Source organism: Brevibacillus sp. FSL K6-0770, assembly GCF_038000275.1.
Classification (GTDB): Bacteria; Bacillota; Bacilli; order Brevibacillales; family Brevibacillaceae; genus Brevibacillus; species Brevibacillus parabrevis.
The window spans coordinates 3,114,221-3,131,887 of sequence record NZ_JBBOBQ010000001.1 but is presented as its reverse complement, the minus strand read 5'-3'; the positions used below and the strand labels follow the sequence as shown (position 1 = coordinate 3,131,887).

Below are 17,667 nucleotides of genomic sequence, written 5' to 3'. Positions count from 1 at the left end.
CTTTTATCCTTTTATGCCCCCGCTCGTCAGGCCCCTGACGAAGTATTTTTGCATGAACAAAAAGAGCAGGATGATCGGCAGCGCAGAGATGGTCAAGCCAGCGAGCAGCACGCCCCAATCGGTTTGCAGCATGTCCCGGAACGCCATCAAGCCGGAAGGGATCGTCTTCAGCTTGTTATCGTCAATGAAGATGATGGAAAACAAAAACTCGTTCCAGGAAAAGTAAGCCGTCAACAGCGCAGACGTCAGCAGGATCGGGGTGCTGAGCGGCAAAAAAATGCGGGTGAACACGCTGAAGCTGCTACAGCCATCCATGTAAGCCGCTTCCTCGATTTCTTTCGGGATCGTCAGGAAGTGCGCGCGGATCAACAGCACGGTAAAAGGAAGCCGGTAGGCGACGTACGGGATGATCAAAGCCCAGTACGTGTTGAACAGCCCGAGACTCTGGATCAGTTTGTAAAGGGGAATCAGGCTGACTTGCGGAGAGAGCATCAATCCGCCGAGAATCAAAACCAGCACGAGCCGCTTGCCGCGAAACGAAAAGCGGGTTAGGCCATACGCCCCGAGAGCGCTTAACAGCACGGTCAAAAAGCAAGTCAGGCTGGTGACGATGACGCTGTTTAAAAAGTAGGCGGAAATCCCTTGCTCCCAGGCTGTCACGTAATTTTCGAACAGCCATTGTGTCGGAAGCGCCCAGCTGTCGCTGAAAATCTCGGAAGATTCCTTGAGCGAGTTCATCACCATCCAGAACAACGGGTAGGCGATGGCGACGAAGTACAGCAGCAAAATGACCAAAAGGCTGGAACTGCCCCATGTCAAGCCTCGTCTGCTGCGCTGTTTCTTCGCTGTCGGCAGGAGGGGAGCTGCGTTTTGCTGTGAAACCGTTTCCATATTTTGCTGCATGTCGATTACTCCTCTCCAGTCTTGGATAGCTTCATTTGCACGAGTGAAATTAACAGTGTGATAGCCAAAATGACATTGGCGATCGTCGACGCGTAGCCCATCTGGTCGTGAACGAAGGCGGACTGGTACAAGTAGGTGCCGAGCACCTCGGAAGCGTGACCGGGGCCACCGCCCGTGAGTATGTAGACTTCATTGAAAACGGTAAAGGCGCCAGCCAGCGTAATCGTGGAGGTAACAAACGTCATCTCCCGCACTTGCGGAACCGTGACGTGAAAAAACATCCGGATTTTGCTTGCGCCGTCGATTTCGGCGGCTTCGTACAGCTCTTGCGGGATTTTCTGGATCGCGACGATGAACAGCATCATGATGTAGCCGATGCTTTGCCACTGGGAGACGGCAATCGCCGCAAAGATGGCTGTCGCAGAATCTCCAACCCACGCCCGTGTCCAGCTCTCCAGTCCGATGGCGGACAAAAAGCCGTTCAGCAAGCCGACTTGCGGATGGTAGATGAAGTCAAACAGCAGAGCGATGACGGTGATCGAGATGATGACAGGCGTGAAGTAAATCGTGCGAAAGAGCGGGGAGATTTTGCGAAACACTTTGTCTTCCAGAACAGCCGCCAGGACAAGCCCGCCAAAAACTTGAAAGATGAGAGAAATGACGGCGTAGTAGATGTTGTTCACAAGCGCCTGGTAAAAGATCGGGTCGTGAAACAGCTTCGCGTATTGGGCCAGTCCGACGAACGTTTTGTCTGCGGAGAAAGCGCTCCATTCAAACAAGCTGAACTGGATGTTTTGGACAATCGGGAAGTAAATAAAGAGGAGGATCAACAAAAAGCCTGGAAGGACATACAAGTAACCCGCATATTTTCGCTGGAGCATATCGTTCCCCCCTAAGTGTATGAAGAGACAGTGGAGCCGCTCGGGACTCCACTGCCGTGCTTTTTGGGCGCTTACCTTGTTACTTGGACTGTTCCCGCACCTGCTGCGCTGCCTTGCGAACATCTTGCATGATTTCCTCCGGCGATTTTTCTCCGTTGAGCATTTGCTGCGTGCCTGCGAGATAGGCGTCGACAATTTTGATATCGAGATCGGTATCGAGCCACAAAGCCAAGCCTTCTGCTGCGGTCACGCGCTCTACAGCCTCGATGCCGAGCGGAGTGGCGGTATTTGCGTTGACAGCCCCTTTGACGGCGCTATACTTGCCGACATCCTTGACGAATTTTTCGGCTTGCGCTTTCGAGGTCAAAAATTGCAGGAACTTCACGGCTTCTTTTGGATGCTTCGTGGTGGCCGAAATCATGAAGCCCTCGGGAGCGCCTGTCAAAAATTTCGGATTGCCTTTGCCGCCTTCGATCGCCGGGAAGTCGAGGAATCCCCATGGAAACTTCGTCTTCGGTTCTACCAGCCGCACTTCTGCGGTCTCGGCGTAAAAAATCGCCGCTTTCTGGTCGATGAACATTTGTCTGGCAAACTCATGATCCAGGCCGTTGACATCTTTGTTGAAATAGGGGATTAGCTCCTGCATTTTTTTCAGCGCTTCTACATAGCCTGGGTCTTCAAACGTTCCGGTGGCGCGGTTGTAGTCTTTTTCCCGCGTGTTTTCATCGACCATGCGCTGGTTCAGCGTGCCGATGTAGTGGGAAGAAGCCCATGGCGCCTTGTTGCCGAAGGTGATCGGAGTATAGCCGTTGTCCTTTAGCGTTTGCAGGGTGGAGAGGAACTCTGACCAGGTGGTTGGGACGGCGAGATTCAGCTTGGCGAAAATGTCTTTGTTGTAGAAAAACGTTTTGCCGTCGATCGTGAGTGGCACGCCGTACAGCTTGTTGTCCAGCGTAAACGGCACGAGCTGGGATTCCATCAGCTGATCATGCCAGGCTTTGTCTTCCTGGGCGTAGCTGGTCAAATCGAGCGCTTTGCCGCCTCGCACAAACTTGTAGGCGTATTCGCCGCTCCACGAAAAGTAAATGTCAGGGGGATTGTCCGTGCCGAGCAGGACGCTGATTTTTTCCTTGTAGGCGTCGTTTAGCACCGCCTCTGTTTCAATCTTGATGTTCGGATTTTCCTGTTCAAACGCTTTGACGACTTGTTCGAAGTAGGTTTTGTCAGGGTCTCTGGGCCAGCGGTGGAAAAAACGCAAGGTGACCTGCTGATCCGCAGCGGGGGAGACTTGATTTCCGCCAGGGTCTGCAGAAGCTTGCTTGGGCGTATCAGCAGTCGAGCAGCCAGTTGCGAGCGAGAAAATAAGCAAAAGACCAGTGGCGAACCGAAGTATCCTTTTCAAGACATTGCCCCCTTTTATCTTGTAGGAATCGTGCAGGAAAATTTTATATCATATTATGACATTATATTATGATATAAAATTAAGAATTGTCAAACAACAAATGTTCTCCGCGTCTTAGTAAGCGACTTTCCACATGTAACGTCTGGTCGAAAGCGGGTGGTTGCGGGCATCTGCGAGTTCATTGGCAAACTGGCGCAAAACGTAATTCAATACGAGCGGAGCGATATAGCCGCGCAGATCGTCGGCGATTTCGGACAGGTCGAACTCTTTGGCATCCAGCGTGATCAGCTTTTCGCCGTACTGCTGATTGAACGTCTGCACGCGCTCTTCCAGCGGGCGAGTCTCGTCCAGCCCAAGCAGTTGAATGACGGGCACGTTTTTGTCGAGAATTTCGAACGGACCATGGAAATATTCTCCGGCGTGGATCGCATGCGAGTGAATCCACTGCATTTCCATCAGGATGCAGATCGCGAAGGAGTAGGCTACGCCGAAATTGGCTCCGCTGGCGATGGTGTAGATGATGTTTTCGTCCTTGTTGGCTTCCCCGAACGCTTTTGCCCGGTCCATAAACTGACTTTTCGCCCGATCATACACGGTTTGCAAGCTTTGCAGGGACTGGATGAAGCGGTGGAATTTGGCGTTTTCTTCTTTGACGTAGAGCAGTCCTGTCACGAGTTGATACATGATCGAGTAGTTGGTTTCAAAAGCGGGCGCGTCCGGGCCATAGCTGTACGTGATGACGTGCTCCGATGCTTCGGCCAATGGGGAGGACGGTTCGTGGGTCAAGGAAACGGTGAGGGCGCCTTTGCTGCGGGCAAATTTGGCTGCTTCGGCCGTCTCAGGCGTATTGCCGGAGTGGGAGCACAAGATGACGAGCGACTTCGCGCCGAGCGTGGCGGGGTTGCGGTGAATAAATTCATTGGAGCTGTACAAGTCCGAGTAGATCGTTTTCGCTTCGCGGTCGAGCCAGTATTTGCTTGGATACATCAAGGCAGATGATCCGCCGCAAGCGACGAGAAAGACGTTTTCGATCGGGCGGGAGCTGATTGCATCCAAAGCTTGCTGAACGTGAGGATGTAACATGAGAAGACCTCCTTGAAATGAATGGATTGGTTATATAACAATATATAACATCTTATAAACAGACAATCAACTGATTTTTCGAAAAATTTACCAAGAAGCCGTCCACAACAAAAACACTGGATGCTTCGTCCAGTGTCATTGGCTGCGGTTTTGCCCGGTATTGATGGTAAACGTGACGCGATCGGTCGGGATCAGCGAGCTGGAAGAGTGGAAGGGACTGCCTGTGTTATCGTAAGCTACCTTGTCGATCTGGTAGAGCGGCGTGCCGATGGAACAGCGCAGCAGTTCGGCTTCTTCCTGGGTCGCCATGATTACATTCAGCGTTTTCAGGTTGGAGGCAGGCTCGACCTGGTAGTATTTTTTCAGCACCTGATACGTCGAAATCGACTCGGCAATATACTTTTCCAGCTGGGGGAAGCGCGTCAGCGGATAGTAGACGGTTTCCCAAACAAGCGGGGCGTCGTTGACGTAGTGCAGCCGCTTCAATTGCAGGATCGGTGTCCCAACGGCTATTTGCAAAGGGGACGCGATCGCTTCGTCCGCCTCGATCAGCGCGGTTGAAATAATTTGCGGCTGCGGCAACTGCCCGGTCTGGGTGAGAAACTCGGAAAAGCCGTTGACTGCGATCAGCTCACGCTTCAATTTGGTAGCCGTGACGAACGTGCCTTTTCCTTGCTGGCGCTGCAAAATGCCAGCCTCGACCAGCTCCGTGATGGCTCGGCGGGTCGTAATCCGGCTCACCCCGTACATTTCGCACAGTTCTCCTTCCGGCGGGAGCTGCTGACCTGATTTGTATACACCACGATTGATATCTTCTTTGATGACTTCCTTGAGTTGGAGGTAGAGCGGCTTGTGACTCGCGTTATTTAATTTCATCGCTTTTGTCTCCGATCAAAAAATTTTAAATCGTCTTATAATAATATATCATATTTCGGTCATGCAAGCATTTTCGCAAAAAGGCGCTTCACTGGCATTACGCTTGACGGGACGCTATGATAAACATAATTGTTGGTGGAAAGGACTGGTACATATGGCTCGTGTCTTATTCGTTAACGGCGGCTCGGAAGGACATGTCAACCCGACAGTCGGCGTGGTCCAAGAGCTTGTTTCGCGCGGGGAAGAGGTCGCGTACGTTGCGATTGAAGCTTATCGGGAACGCTTGGAGCAGGCGGGCGCTACGGTACGAACTTTTGACGGACAAAAATTCATCCAGGCGTTCATCTCAGGGGGCAGAAATTACTTGCTGCAGAGAGTCAACGGACTTTTGCACACAGCGGATATCGTCATCCCGAGCGTTTTGGAGCAGATAAAAGGCGAGCAGTTTGATTATATCATTCACGACTCCATGTTTGGCTGCGGCCGATTGCTTGCCGAGATGCTCCAGCTTCCGGCGATTAGCTCTTGTACTTCTTTTGCCCAGACGAAAGCTTCTTTCGAGGAGACGCTGGAGCAGCTTTCGCGCGAAATGTCTCTAGAGTTGAGGAAAGCGAGCGAAGAAGAATTTCAACGCCTGACAGCCAGCGTGCAGGAAAAGTACGGGGTACAGATTCATTCGCCTTACGAAGTGTTTTGCAATCCGGCACCATTGAGCATTGTTTACACATCAAGGGAGTTTCAACCTTTTGCAGAAGCGTTCGACCATACATACAAATTTGTCGGCCCATCGATCGCTCCGCGCTACTCGCAAGATCGCTTCGATCTAGCGCAAATCAAAAAGAACCATCCGATTTACATCTCATTGGGCACCATCGTGAATCATTCGATTGACTTTTATCAGCTTTGCTTTCAGGCATTCGGCAATACAGAGCATACTGTTGTCATGTCGATCGGGAACAAAGTGCAGCTTGCTGATCTGGGAGACATCCCTGAAAACTTCTTGGTGAAAAGCTATGTTCCCCAGCTCGATGTGCTCCAGCATGCCAAACTGTTTATTACGCATGGCGGGATGAACAGTGCGAGCGAGGGGCTTTACTACGGGGTGCCGCTCGTTGTTCTCCCGCAAGGCGCGGATCAGCCCGTCATTGCCGGACAAGTTGCCAAGCTGGGGGCAGGACTTGCTTTGGACATGCAAAACTTGACCGCAAGCGAACTGCGCGAAGCCGCCGAGCAGGTGCTTCAGCAGCCGTCCTTCCGCAAAGCTGCTGCAACGGTCAGCGAATCGTTTCAACGAGCAGGCGGTTATCGGCAAGCGGTGGATGAGATTTTGCAGTGGAGAGGTCGATAGCGGTTGGAAGGAACTCGCAGACGACCAGGGCTTGTATCGCAATGGACGCCTGAGAGATTGCCACGACATTTTCTCGTCACAAGTTTGTCATTTCTATAAAAAAGTGGAAAAAGATTGAAATTGACTGGCGGATGGATTAAAATTTTTCTAAAGGAATTACGGACGTTAGCAAACATGCGATCATGAGAAGTCAGGGAAGTATTCGTTCGAAAAAGCCCCGTTTGAATCTAATAGCACAGCAACCTGAGTGAATCTATTGAAGCTTAGGCACTTTAGAGGAATGAAGGGGTCATACGGCAATGCAGCGCAGTGGAGTGTATCGGCAGATCGATACATGAAAGGGCGAAGCATTGCCGTTTTTGGTATGTTTGCCATTCAAAAGCGAAAAAAGTTTCAAAGATGATGGAGGAATCGCTAGACATGGAGCAAATCACGTACTATCCACTGACTCATCCGCAAAAAAGAATCTGGTCAATCGAGCAGATTTATCCTGACACTCCTTTGCACAACATTGGCGGAACCGTAATGATAAAAGGCACTGTACAGATGCCCGCGCTTGAAAAAGCGATTCATCTGCTTATGGAAGAACATGAAGCTTTGCGGCTGCGAGTTTTGAACCGCAGCGGAGAGCCGCAGCAATACGTGAGTCCGTTTGCCCCGTTCCCACTGGACTATATCGATTTCTCAACAGGCAAAGAGCCGCGAAAAGATTTTGCCGATTGGGTGCAAGCGGAAGCGAGAAAGCCGTTCGTCATCGAAAACGAGAGGCTTTTTTATTTTGCCCTGTTTCGCATCTCGGACGAGGAACATGGCTACCTGGTCAAGTTGCATCACATGATCGCCGATGGCTGGTCGATCAACATTATGACCGAGCATATTCGGGAACATTACGGCAAGCTTGTGCGCGGAGAGGAAGTCTCTGACCATCAGTCTGCTCCGAGCTACCTGGCTTACATCGACCACGAGCGGGACTATCTTGCGTCGGAGCGCTTCTGGAAAAACCGGACGTTTTGGAACGAGAAATTCCGCGATCTTCCTGACGCGTATGTGGAAAAAAGCTCAGACACATTGCCGGGAAACCGCATCACGCATGAATGGAGTGCCGAGCTTTCCAATCAAGTAAAAGAGTGGGCAAAAGCAAACAACTGGTCGCTGAATACCATTTTTGTGGCGCTGTACTTGCTGTATGTACACAAGTTTACCGGGCGCGAGGATCTCGTGATTGGCACGCCGGTGCTCAATCGATCCGGGAAGCAGCAAAAGAGCATGTTTGGCATGTTTACCAGCACGATGCCGTTTCGTTTTACCATCGACGATCGCTGTTCTGTCGCGGACATGGTGGCTCGGGTCAACAGGGAGCTTTTGGATTGCTTTTTCCATCAGCGCTATCCGTATGACTTGCTGATTCAGGACGTGGAGCTGAAAAAAAGAGGCTACCATCAGCTGTTTGATGTGTGTATCAATTACTACAATACAGCGCTCCAGACGGATTGGGACGGCTGCGCGGTCGAGAATGTCGAGTTTTACAGCGGGCACCAAATTTATTCGATGCAGCTAGTCATCAAGGAATGGTCGGACTCCGGTCGCATCAGCATCAGTTTTGACTACAAAACGAGCGACTACACGGAAGAGCAGATCGAGGATTTGTTTGCTCGTCTGACCGCTTTGACCCGGAAAATCGTGGCCCGGCCCGACGAGCCGATCAAGCAGCTTACGCTTTTCTCCGAGGAAGAGCAGCAAAAACTGGTAGTGGAGTACAACAGGACAGATGCCTTTTATCCGCGCGACCAAACGATCTATCAGCTTTTTGAAGCGCAGGCAGCAAAAACGCCGGACAAGCTCGCCGTCCAATATGGCGAAAAGTTTTTGACCTACCAGCAATTGAACGAGAAAGCCAACCAGCTTGCCAGATATTTAAAAGAACAAGGGGTTGGGCGAGAAACGATCGTAGGCTTGTTGACCACGCACTCTTTGGAAACTGTGATCGGGCTGATTGCCGTCGGAAAAGCGGGCGGCGCCTTCATGCCGATCGATCCTGACAATCCAGCCGAGCGAACTCGCTATTTGCTGCAAAACTCCGGCACCCAGCTTTTGCTGACGAATGTGGACCCGGCGGACGAGTGGGGCTTCACTGGACAGATCATCCGCCTGCCGGACGTCGACTGCACAGCGTATGCATCCACTAACTTGCAGGCTGAAAGCGCGCCTGCGGATATGGTGTACATGATTTATACATCCGGTTCTACGGGCAGGCCGAAGGGCACGATGGTGGAACACCGCGGGCTGGTCAATTACATTTGCTGGGCGAAAAAGATGTATGTCAAGCAGGATGACGAGGTGTTCCCGCTCTATTCGTCTTTGGCGTTCGACCTGACGATTACCTCCGTGTTTACTCCGCTGATTAGCGGCGGCACGATCATGGTCTACAGCCACACAGAAGACGAGTATGTGCTGTTCCGCATTTTGCGTGAGAACAAAGCGACGATCGTCAAGCTTACGCCTTCGCATTTATCTTTGTTAACAGATCGTGACAATCGGAATTGTTCGGTGAAAAGGTTCATCGTAGGCGGTGAAAATCTGAAGGTCAGCCTCGCCAAAAGCGTCTGCGACAGCTTCGGAGGAAACATCGAGATTCTCAACGAGTACGGCCCAACCGAGACGGTAGTCGGGTGCATGATTCACGCTTTTGATCCCGTGACGGACACAAGAGCCGCTGTGCCCATCGGGAAGCCGGCCGACAATGTCCGCATATACGTACTGGACAAACAGTTGGCTCCTGTCCCGACCTACGCTGTCGGGGAAATGTATATTGCGGGCGACGGAGTGGCGAGAGGGTACTTCCGCAATGAGGAGCTGACCAGAGAGAAATTTATCGACGACCCGTTCGTTCCTGGCGAGCGGATGTACAAGACGGGAGACCTTGGCAGGTTTTTGCCGGATGGCAAGCTGGAGTATTTGGGCAGGGGCGACCAGCAAGTCAAGATCAGAGGTTACCGGGTTGAATTGGGCGAAATCGAAAACCAGTTGCTCCAGCATCCGCTTGTAAAAAAGGCGGTTGTCCTCGACAGGGAAGACAAACAGCAAACCGTGATGCTGTGCGCCTATTACGTCGCGGCGGGCGAGATCGCCAGTTTTGAGCTGAAACAGCATTTGGCACGGCAGTTGCCGGATTACCTTGTCCCTCATCATTTCATCGAGGTAAAAGAAATCCCGCTCACAGCCAACGGCAAGGTCGACACGCGCTCCTTGGCTGAGATCGAGCTGCCAAGCACGGAACACATCGAATATGACGCTTATTCGAGCGAAAAAGAAAAGCAGTTCATTCAGACAGTGGAAGAAGTTCTTGGCGTCCGGCAGATCGGTCGCAAGCACAACTTTTACCATATGGGCGGAGACTCGATCAAAGCTATTCAGATCGCTTCCAGGCTGAGTGCGAAAGGCTACCAGATCAAGGTCAAGGAGATGCTGTCCACCCCCATCATGGAGGAGATGGCCATGCTTGTCGAAGAAGTTCAGCTGACTGTTGTCGAGCAGGGGCTGGCGGAGGGCAGCATTTTGCCTACGCCGATCGTTGCCTGGTTTTTTGCCCGGTCATTCCCCAGCCCGCAGCATTATCATCAGACTGTTTTCGTGGAAATCAGCCCGGCCGTTACGGTAGAAATGCTGGAACGAGCGCTGTTCAAGCTCGTGGAGCACCACGACAGCTTGCGCATGAACGTCAGAGCTGCTCACGGCGATTTGTTCTACAACAATGACCACTTGCTGGCCCCGCTTCCAATCGAACAGCGCGAGTTTACGGACATTGCTCATTCCGAGCGCTATGACAGGCTAGAGCAGGTGGCGCATGAACTGGCGGAGCGCACAGACTTGTCCCGCGACCTTTTGCTGAAAGCTTGCCTGATTCATCTCGGAAGCACGCGTCATTTGCTGCTGTCTGCCCATCATCTGCTAGTAGATGGCGTCTCCTGGCGAATCATCCTGGAAGATTTGAACGCGTTGCTCAAGCAAATTTGTCTCGGACAAGCGGTGGAACTTCCTTTGAAGACGCATTCCTATCAAAAATGGGCAGAGTCTTTGGCTGGCTACTGGCGCAGCGAGAGAGAGGCGGGGGCAGAAAAAGAAAAAGAAAAAGCGTACTGGGAAGCGGTCTTGCAAAAGTTTGTGCCGTTTCCGACTGATCACGATGGCGGCGCAGACCGTTTGGCTGCCAGCTGCACCCTTTCTGCCGAGCTGAGCAAGCAGGAAACACTGGCACTTTTGACCGAAGCCAATGCTTCCTACAATACGGAGCCTGTCGATCTGCTGTTGACGGCTTTATTCATCGCGATCCGCGAACATACAGGACAGACGGATATCGTAATCGAGACGGAGGGGCATGGGCGAGAACAGCTTGCGGAAAAGCTGGATATCGGCAGAACGGTCGGATGGTTCACGAGTCTCTACCCGTTTGGCCTCTCGCTCACAGACGGAGCTTTGTCCGAGCAGATCAAGCATGTCAAGGAGACGCGAAGAAACGTACCAAACAACGGAGTTGGTTACGGCATTTTGCGCTATTTGGCAAAGACTGTCCCGGACTACGCCCCCCAGACGGTCAGGTTTAATTACTTGGGCGAGTTTGCCCAAACGTTTGACGGCGGCTACGTGAAACTGCTCGGCGGCGCTTTTCAGCAAAACACCAGCCCGGACAACCCGCTCACTTGCCTGATCGATGTGAACTGCTTTGTTCTGGATGGTCAGTTGCAAATACGGCTTGCCTTTAGCCGGAACAAGTTTACGGAAAGCAGCATGCAGCGCTTTTTGGGCAACTTCCAGCGCCATCTGGGCGAGATCATTCTGCATGGCAGCCAGCACGGAGCGAAGGAGTTTACCCCTTCTGATTTTGACACGGTAGAGCTTACGCAAGAAGAGTTGGACAATTTGTTCATTTGACGGCGGAAAATTCGGGATGAGAGGTTAAGTGTATGAGAAAAGGAATCGCGGCATGGCTTGTCCTGCTTTTGCTCACCATGACTTTTCCCTGGAAATTACAGGCAGAAACAGCGGCAACAACCAGTTTGGACGAACAAAAAATCGCAGCCATCGAAGCTTGGATCGAGGAAAAAATGCAGGACGGCAAAATACCGGGGGTATCTGTCGTCATTGTCAAAGGCGAAGAGACGATCTACAACCGCGGGTTTGGCTATGCGGACGTGGCCGCGCAACGCCCGGTGACGACACAAACGCTGTTTGAGCTTGGTTCTACGAGCAAAGCGTTTACTGGCCTGATCATACTGGCGCTGGAAGAACAAGGACTGCTCAGCTTACAAGACCCGGTGCAAAAGTATCTCCCGTGGTTTCAGATGAAGGATGCCAGAGGAAATACGCCGCCTATTACGCTGGAACAATTGCTCCACCATACTAGCGGAATCCCGTTCCGCTCGATTGGCGAGATTCCGGCAGGCGAAGAGGCAGACGCGCTGGAGCGGACAGTCAGGGCAGCCGCAGGACAGACGCTCGATTTTTCTCCGGGAGAACACTTCCTGTATGCGTCGATCAACTACGATGTCCTCGGATTGGTCGTAGAAAAAGTGACGGGGAAGTCTTTTGAACAAGTGGCAAAAGACAACGTGCTGACGCCGCTCGGCATGCAGCATTCCTACCTGTTCCGTCAGGAAGCCGAGCAGCATGAAATGGCCAAAGGCTATAAAATCGGCTTTTTGGGAGCGCGAGAATACGAGGCTCCTGTGTATCGGGGCAATACGCCAGCCGGATACATCATTTCCAATAGCGAGGATATGGCGATTTGGCTGAAAAAGCAGCTCGGTTCGGGAGCAAACGAACAGGTGAGCAGCGAGCTGATTAGACGGTCCCATCAGCCGGATCGCTCTGTTTTTCCGGGCGGCGACGGCTCCTCGTATGCTGCGGGCTGGTTCGTCTACCAAAAAGGCAGCGGCGAGCTGTCCCACGGCGGAAGCAACCCGAATTACTCTTCCTCGGTCGTCATTCGCCCGGGCGAGCAGCTGGGAGTAGCGGTATTAACCAATATCAACTCGGCTCACACACAGGCGATGGGTCAGGGAATCATGGAAATTTTGCAAGGCAAGCAACCGCCGGAAAACGTTTCCGACCTTTACAGCAGTGTCGACAAGGTGGCGGTTGTCATTTTGTGCATCGCGATCCCGTTGATTGCGGTTACCGCCTGGTTTGCCGCCAAGGCGCTCGGCGAAATCGCCCGAAAACAGCGGCGTCCATCCGCAGGGTTTGTGAAAAACGCGTATCGCTTTGCCGTGCTGCTCGTCTGTTTAGGGCTGTGCGGATACTGTTTTTGGCAAATTCCTTCCGTCTTGTTTGACGGGCTGTCCTGGAGCTTCGTCGACGTCTGGGCGCCTGCAAGCTTTGTGGTCGCCATCCTTAGTTTGTTTGTGGGGATTGTGCTGTTTTCCGTCTATTACTGGATGACGGTTGTGTTTCCAAAAGCGAATGACCGGACCTTTTTTCCGATCATCGTCCTCAGTACCGTCAGTGGATTGGGCAATGCGCTGATTATTTTTATCATCAACGAGGCGCTCAACCATACTGACCGTTTTCAGGGCGGCTTGTTTTCCTTTTTTATCATGGGCATCCTCATCTACGTGTGCGGACAAAGGTTGGTCAGGGCCAAACTGATTACGATCACAAACGAGATGGTGTTCCAAAAAAGAACAGAGTTGATCGACAAAATTCTCAACTCTCCGTACCAAAACATTGAAGCCATCGAAAAAGAGCGCATCTACTCCGTGTTGAACAACGATACGGAAACGATCAGCGGCGTGTCCAACATCTTGATTTTCGGGGTCACCAGTCTGGTTACTTTGCTGTGTTGCTTCATTTATTTAGGCATGGTCAATCTGTATGGCCTGCTCATTTCCATTGTCGTGATTTTGGTCGCCGCCGGGCTTTATTTTCTCGCAGGTCGGTATGCCAATCGCGTGTGGGAAGAGACGAGGGACATACAAAATGCCTTTTTCAAGTTCATCAATCACATGATTGGCGGTTTCAAGGAGCTGAGCATCCATAAGGGAAAGAAAGGGCAATTCCAGCATGAGTTGCAACAAAGCTGCGATACGTACCGGATCAAGCGGATTCAGGGGGATTTAAGTTTCGCCAACGTGTTTGTGATGGGCGAGCTGCTGTTCACCTTCGTGATCGGGGTCGTTGCGTTCATTTTCCCTGTCGTCTTTACGGATATTGCCAGCAGTTCCTTGCGAGCCTACATTTTTGTGTTTCTGTATATGACAGGCCCTGTGCACGGCGTTTTGGATGCGATTCCGAATTTTATTCGCGTGCGGATTAGCTGGAATCGGTTGAATGAACTATCGAGACAGCTGGAAGTCGGTGAGGACAAACAGGAGGGGCAAAAGACAGAGGCACTTCCATCTGGCGAAGACATTCATTTGGAGGCCAGAGCTGTTGAATATCATTATAAAAACGCCGAGGGCGAGCAGTTTACTGTCGGTCCGGTCAACCTGAGCTTCCATTCTGGTCAGGTCACTTTCATTACGGGCGGGAACGGGAGCGGGAAATCGACATTAGGCAAGCTGTTGGTGGGATTGTACAAGCCCGACCGGGGTGAACTGTTGGTGAATGGTCAGCGCCAGGAAGAGTTGGGGCAACATTTTGCCGCCATTTTCAGCGATTTTCACTTGTTCGAGAAGTTGTACGGCATCAACGTCAATCAAAAAGAACAAGAAATACAAGAATATTTGCTGAAACTCGGCATCGACCATAAGCTGCACATCCAGAATGGCGGCTTCAGCACGGTCAATCTGTCTACGGGCCAAAGAAAACGGTTGGCCTTGTTAGTCAGTTGCATGGAGGATCGACCGGTCTATTTCTTTGACGAATGGGCTGCCGATCAGGACCCTGAGTTTAGAGAATATTTTTACAACACACTTCTGCCTGAGATGAAGCAAAAAGGCAAGTGCGTCATTGCGATTACGCATGACGACAGGTATTTCCATGTAGCCGATCAGCTTTTGAAAATGGAAGTCGGGCAGATCGCTCATGAACATGTGAAACAGCATGCATGAGAATCTCTGGGTAATGCGGGAGAGGAGGGGAGGCGGCAGAGCGCAAAATGAGAGAAGCCACAGGATAGGATGAGTTCGTTACGCTGTCTACTATGAGAAAAGGATGATTGCTGAAAATGAAAACATTCGAATCGATTGGGATTGTCGGAGCCGGGATAATGGGCTCGGATTTGGCTTTGGACCTGGCTAGTCACGGATATCGCGTCATTTTGAAAGATTTGCATCCCGACATTTTGGAAAAAGCGAAGCAGAAGATGCGCGAAGACTTCAAGCTGGTCAAGCTGATGAAAAAAGAGATTCCGGTAAAAGACATAGAGCAAGTGCTCGCCAACGTATTGTTCACCACGACTTACGATGATTTTTCTGCCGTGCCGTTCGTAATTGAAAACATCACCGAAAATTGGGAGGCCAAGAAGCAGGTCTACCTTGAGCTGAAACAATATTGCCCGGAAGACACGATTTATGGCGTCAATACAAGCTGCATCTCCATCACGAAGGTCGGCTCGCTGCTGCCCAAGCCGGAAAATGTCATCGGGATGCACTTCATGAATCCGGTGCCGCTCAAGCAGATGGTGGAGATCATCCGTGGCTACTACACGTCCGAGCAAACGATCGAGAAAATCAAAAGCTTCCTGAAATCAGTCGACAAAAAGCCTGTACTGGTCAACGACTCGCCCGGCTTTGTCACAAACCGCGTGCTGATGCTGATGATTAATGAATGTATTTGGGCGATTCACGACCAAGTAGCGACGCCGCAGGACCTCGACAAAATATTCCGCTTAGGGTTCAGCCATAAAATGGGACCGTTGGCAACCGCGGACTTGATCGGGCTCGATACGATTTTGCACTCGATTGAAGTGCTGTACGAGAGCTTCAACGATCCTAAGTATCGCCCGTGCCCGCTGCTGGTCAAAATGGTCGACGCCGGACTGCTTGGCAAGAAAAGCGGGAAAGGGTTTTTCGATTATACGGCGGCGTCTCCATTGGCGCACAGTGCCAGATAAGCCGTGTGCCGGACGAAGCCGATCAAAATTTCATGTAAAGGAACATGCAAATGGAGCTGAAAAACGGGATTAAATGTGTCGTCTGGGATTTGGACAACACGGTCTGGAAGGGCGTTTTGTCGGAAGGAGACGATGTTGCCCTCTATCCGCAAATCAAGGAAATCATGGAACAACTCGATCAGCGCGGCATTTTGCAGTCGGTGGCAAGCAAAAACAATTACGATGACGCGATGCGCAAGCTGAAAGAGTTTGAGATTGACCACTATTTTTTGTACCCGCAAATTCATTGGGAGCCGAAGTCCAAATCCATCGGGGCGATCCAGCAGGCGATCAACATCGGGATGGACACGCTATTGTTCGTCGATGACCAGCCTTTTGAACTGGACGAAGTGAAAAGCGTGCACGATTCGATCAACTGCCTGCACGCCGAGCGCTATACCGAGCTGCTGACACACCCTTCGCTGATTCCGGCTTTTATTACGGAGGACTCGAAAAAACGGCGGTTAATGTATTTGCAAGACATGGAGCGTCAGCAGGAGGAAGAGTCTTTCACAGGCACGAGCGAAGAGTTTTTGAAAACGTTGGACATGAAGTTCATAATCAGCGAGGCGCAGGAAGATTGCCTGAAACGCGCGGAGGAGCTTACGGTCCGCACGAATCAGCTGAACTCGACGGGTCGGATATACAGCTACGACGAGCTGAATTATTTCCGCCATTCGCCCGACCACAAGCTGTTCGTGTGCGAGCTGACCGATAAGTACGGCTCGTACGGAAAAATCGGAATCGCCCTGGTCGAAATGAACGAGACGCACTGGCATATCAAATTGCTCATCATGTCTTGCCGGGTGATTTCCAGAGGCGTTGGCACCGTATTGCTGGCACACATCATGCAGCAGGCCAAGCAAGCCGGCAAACGATTGCTGGCCGACTTTAAAAATACGGAAAGAAACAAAATGATGTACGTTTCCTATCGTTTTTCCAACTTTAAGGAAGTTTCCAAAGAAGAAGATGGCTTTGTCATCTTGGAAAACGATTTGACCCAGATTCAAAAATTCCCGCCTTATATCGATGTGCTCGTTTCGTAGGAATGACTATCCAACCAAAAAAAGGAGAGTTTACACATGCAACTTCAAGAACAAATTCGCAACTTTATTCTGGCCAATCTGGTTGTATTCGACGATGAAGTGGAATTTAGCGATGACGACAATATTTTTGAACTGGGCTTCGTCAATTCCTTGTTCGCGATGAAGCTGGTCACGTTTATCGAAAGCGAATTTCAGCTGACGATTGAAAGCGACGAAATGGAAATTTCCAACTTCAATACGATCAACAACATCGTGAACTTTATCCAGTCCAAATCGGTGTACAAATAAGTGAAGCAGATGATTTACACGACGAAAAATACAAGTGCTGATTTCAATTGGACGGAGTATTTTACCACGCTTAACAGCGGAGAGACACCCGGTGTCGATGCAAACCTATATTTTCAAAACGTCCGGGAACTTTTGCGCGAAAATGCTCACTTGCTCGGCTTGGTGCTTGGCGACGTGCTTCGAAAGCTGTTGCGAGACGTTCCGGTCAAGCCCGAGCCGAGAGTGCTGGAGCTTGGCGCAGGCACCGGATTTTTGACGCGGCTTTTGCTGACGATGTACCAAGGAAGCGGGGTTTTGGTCGATAATTGCCAAACCTCCTTCGACGCCTATAACCAAGTCGCGCATAACCATGCGGATCGCATTACGTACTTGCTCGAAGACTTGTTCACGCTGAAGCTGACAGAAACGTTTGATCTTGTTTGCAGTTTTGGTTTGATTGAACATTTTAAAGAGAAGGCCGAAATCTTGTCCATCCACAAACAGTTTTGCAAGGAAGATGGATATTTGATTTTGATCGTTCCGATGGATAGCTTTTTGACGCGTGCTTATTACGAAGTTCACCCAGAAATCAACCTGGGATACCGGGAGCTGCTGACCAAAAAAATCGCTTTGGAGCAGCTCAGAGCCAGTGGTTTGCAGCCGATTCGCGCAGAAGTCAGTCAGGGCTATGTCTACGATTTTTTGACGATTTTATGCAAATAAGCAAATCGTAGACAGAAGCACATTTTGAATGATGGGGATTGAATAAA

The 17,667-nt window shown here is 51.0% G+C and carries 12 protein-coding genes; 7 read left to right on the top strand and 5 right to left on the bottom strand.

The window, feature by feature from the left end; genetic code table 11:
* Positions 1-3: 3 nt before the first annotated feature.
* The 5 genes from NST23_RS14635 to NST23_RS14615 all read right to left on the bottom strand — a co-directional run bounded on the left by NST23_RS14635 (position 4) and on the right by NST23_RS14615 (position 5,145).
* Entirely contained in the window at positions 4-903 is a 900-nt protein-coding gene (locus NST23_RS14635) for a carbohydrate ABC transporter permease (RefSeq protein WP_370641076.1), read from the bottom strand.
* Between the two features lie 5 nt (positions 904-908).
* The gene (locus NST23_RS14630; RefSeq protein WP_122966448.1) at positions 909-1,784 is read right to left on the bottom strand and encodes a carbohydrate ABC transporter permease; all 876 of its coding nucleotides are present in this window, start codon (positions 1,782-1,784) and stop codon (positions 909-911) included.
* Positions 1,785-1,863: 79 nt separating this feature from the next.
* Complete coding sequence (locus NST23_RS14625; RefSeq protein WP_281869718.1) at positions 1,864-3,186, bottom strand: ABC transporter substrate-binding protein; 1,323 nt, start codon at positions 3,184-3,186, stop codon at positions 1,864-1,866.
* Positions 3,187-3,300: 114 nt separating this feature from the next.
* On the bottom strand, positions 3,301-4,269 hold the full coding sequence (locus NST23_RS14620; RefSeq protein ID WP_173598181.1) for an SIS domain-containing protein: 969 nt from the start codon (positions 4,267-4,269) through the stop codon (positions 3,301-3,303).
* A 135-nt stretch (positions 4,270-4,404) separates the two neighbouring features.
* A complete protein-coding gene (locus NST23_RS14615; protein ID WP_122966451.1) occupies positions 4,405-5,145 on the bottom strand; it encodes a GntR family transcriptional regulator in 741 nt (246 codons plus the stop codon).
* Between the two features lie 154 nt (positions 5,146-5,299).
* Between NST23_RS14615 and NST23_RS14610 the strand changes: the two genes are divergently transcribed.
* The 7 genes from NST23_RS14610 (at position 5,300) to NST23_RS14580 (ending at position 17,620) form a co-directional block, all read left to right on the top strand.
* Complete coding sequence (locus tag NST23_RS14610) at positions 5,300-6,493, top strand: macrolide family glycosyltransferase (protein ID WP_287102173.1); 1,194 nt, start codon at positions 5,300-5,302, stop codon at positions 6,491-6,493.
* A gap of 420 nt (positions 6,494-6,913) precedes the next feature.
* Positions 6,914-11,422: an amino acid adenylation domain-containing protein gene (locus NST23_RS14605; RefSeq protein WP_340963987.1), complete on the top strand. Its 4,509-nt coding sequence runs from the start codon at positions 6,914-6,916 to the stop codon at positions 11,420-11,422.
* A gap of 32 nt (positions 11,423-11,454) precedes the next feature.
* The gene (locus NST23_RS14600) at positions 11,455-14,541 is read left to right on the top strand and encodes a cyclic peptide export ABC transporter (protein WP_340963984.1); all 3,087 of its coding nucleotides are present in this window, start codon (positions 11,455-11,457) and stop codon (positions 14,539-14,541) included.
* 116 nt (positions 14,542-14,657) lie between these two features.
* Entirely contained in the window at positions 14,658-15,545 is an 888-nt protein-coding gene (locus NST23_RS14595; RefSeq protein ID WP_122966454.1) for a 3-hydroxyacyl-CoA dehydrogenase family protein, read from the top strand.
* Between the two features lie 56 nt (positions 15,546-15,601).
* Complete coding sequence (locus NST23_RS14590) at positions 15,602-16,630, top strand: HAD-IIIC family phosphatase (RefSeq protein WP_274875367.1); 1,029 nt, start codon at positions 15,602-15,604, stop codon at positions 16,628-16,630.
* Between the two features lie 36 nt (positions 16,631-16,666).
* A complete protein-coding gene (locus tag NST23_RS14585) occupies positions 16,667-16,918 on the top strand; it encodes an acyl carrier protein (protein ID WP_122966456.1) in 252 nt (83 codons plus the stop codon).
* Positions 16,919-16,927: 9 nt separating this feature from the next.
* A complete protein-coding gene (locus NST23_RS14580; protein WP_229049952.1) occupies positions 16,928-17,620 on the top strand; it encodes an SAM-dependent methyltransferase in 693 nt (230 codons plus the stop codon).
* Positions 17,621-17,667: the final 47 nt, after the last annotated feature.

Bases quoted from the DNA above. Each gene is read 5' to 3' on its own strand.
- NST23_RS14635 (WP_370641076.1), bottom strand. From the start codon at position 903: ATGCAGCAAAATATGGAAACGGTTTCACAGCAAAACGCAGCTCCCCTC.
- NST23_RS14630 (WP_122966448.1), bottom strand. From the start codon at position 1,784: ATGCTCCAGCGAAAATATGCGGGTTACTTGTATGTCCTTCCAGGCTTT.
- NST23_RS14620 (WP_173598181.1), bottom strand. From the start codon at position 4,269: ATGTTACATCCTCACGTTCAGCAAGCTTTGGATGCAATCAGCTCCCGC.
- NST23_RS14615 (WP_122966451.1), bottom strand. From the start codon at position 5,145: ATGAAATTAAATAACGCGAGTCACAAGCCGCTCTACCTCCAACTCAAG.
- NST23_RS14610 (WP_287102173.1), top strand. From the start codon at position 5,300: ATGGCTCGTGTCTTATTCGTTAACGGCGGCTCGGAAGGACATGTCAAC.
- NST23_RS14605 (WP_340963987.1), top strand. From the start codon at position 6,914: ATGGAGCAAATCACGTACTATCCACTGACTCATCCGCAAAAAAGAATC.
- NST23_RS14600 (WP_340963984.1), top strand. From the start codon at position 11,455: ATGAGAAAAGGAATCGCGGCATGGCTTGTCCTGCTTTTGCTCACCATG.
- NST23_RS14595 (WP_122966454.1), top strand. From the start codon at position 14,658: ATGAAAACATTCGAATCGATTGGGATTGTCGGAGCCGGGATAATGGGC.
- NST23_RS14585 (WP_122966456.1), top strand. From the start codon at position 16,667: ATGCAACTTCAAGAACAAATTCGCAACTTTATTCTGGCCAATCTGGTT.
- NST23_RS14580 (WP_229049952.1), top strand. From the start codon at position 16,928: ATGATTTACACGACGAAAAATACAAGTGCTGATTTCAATTGGACGGAG.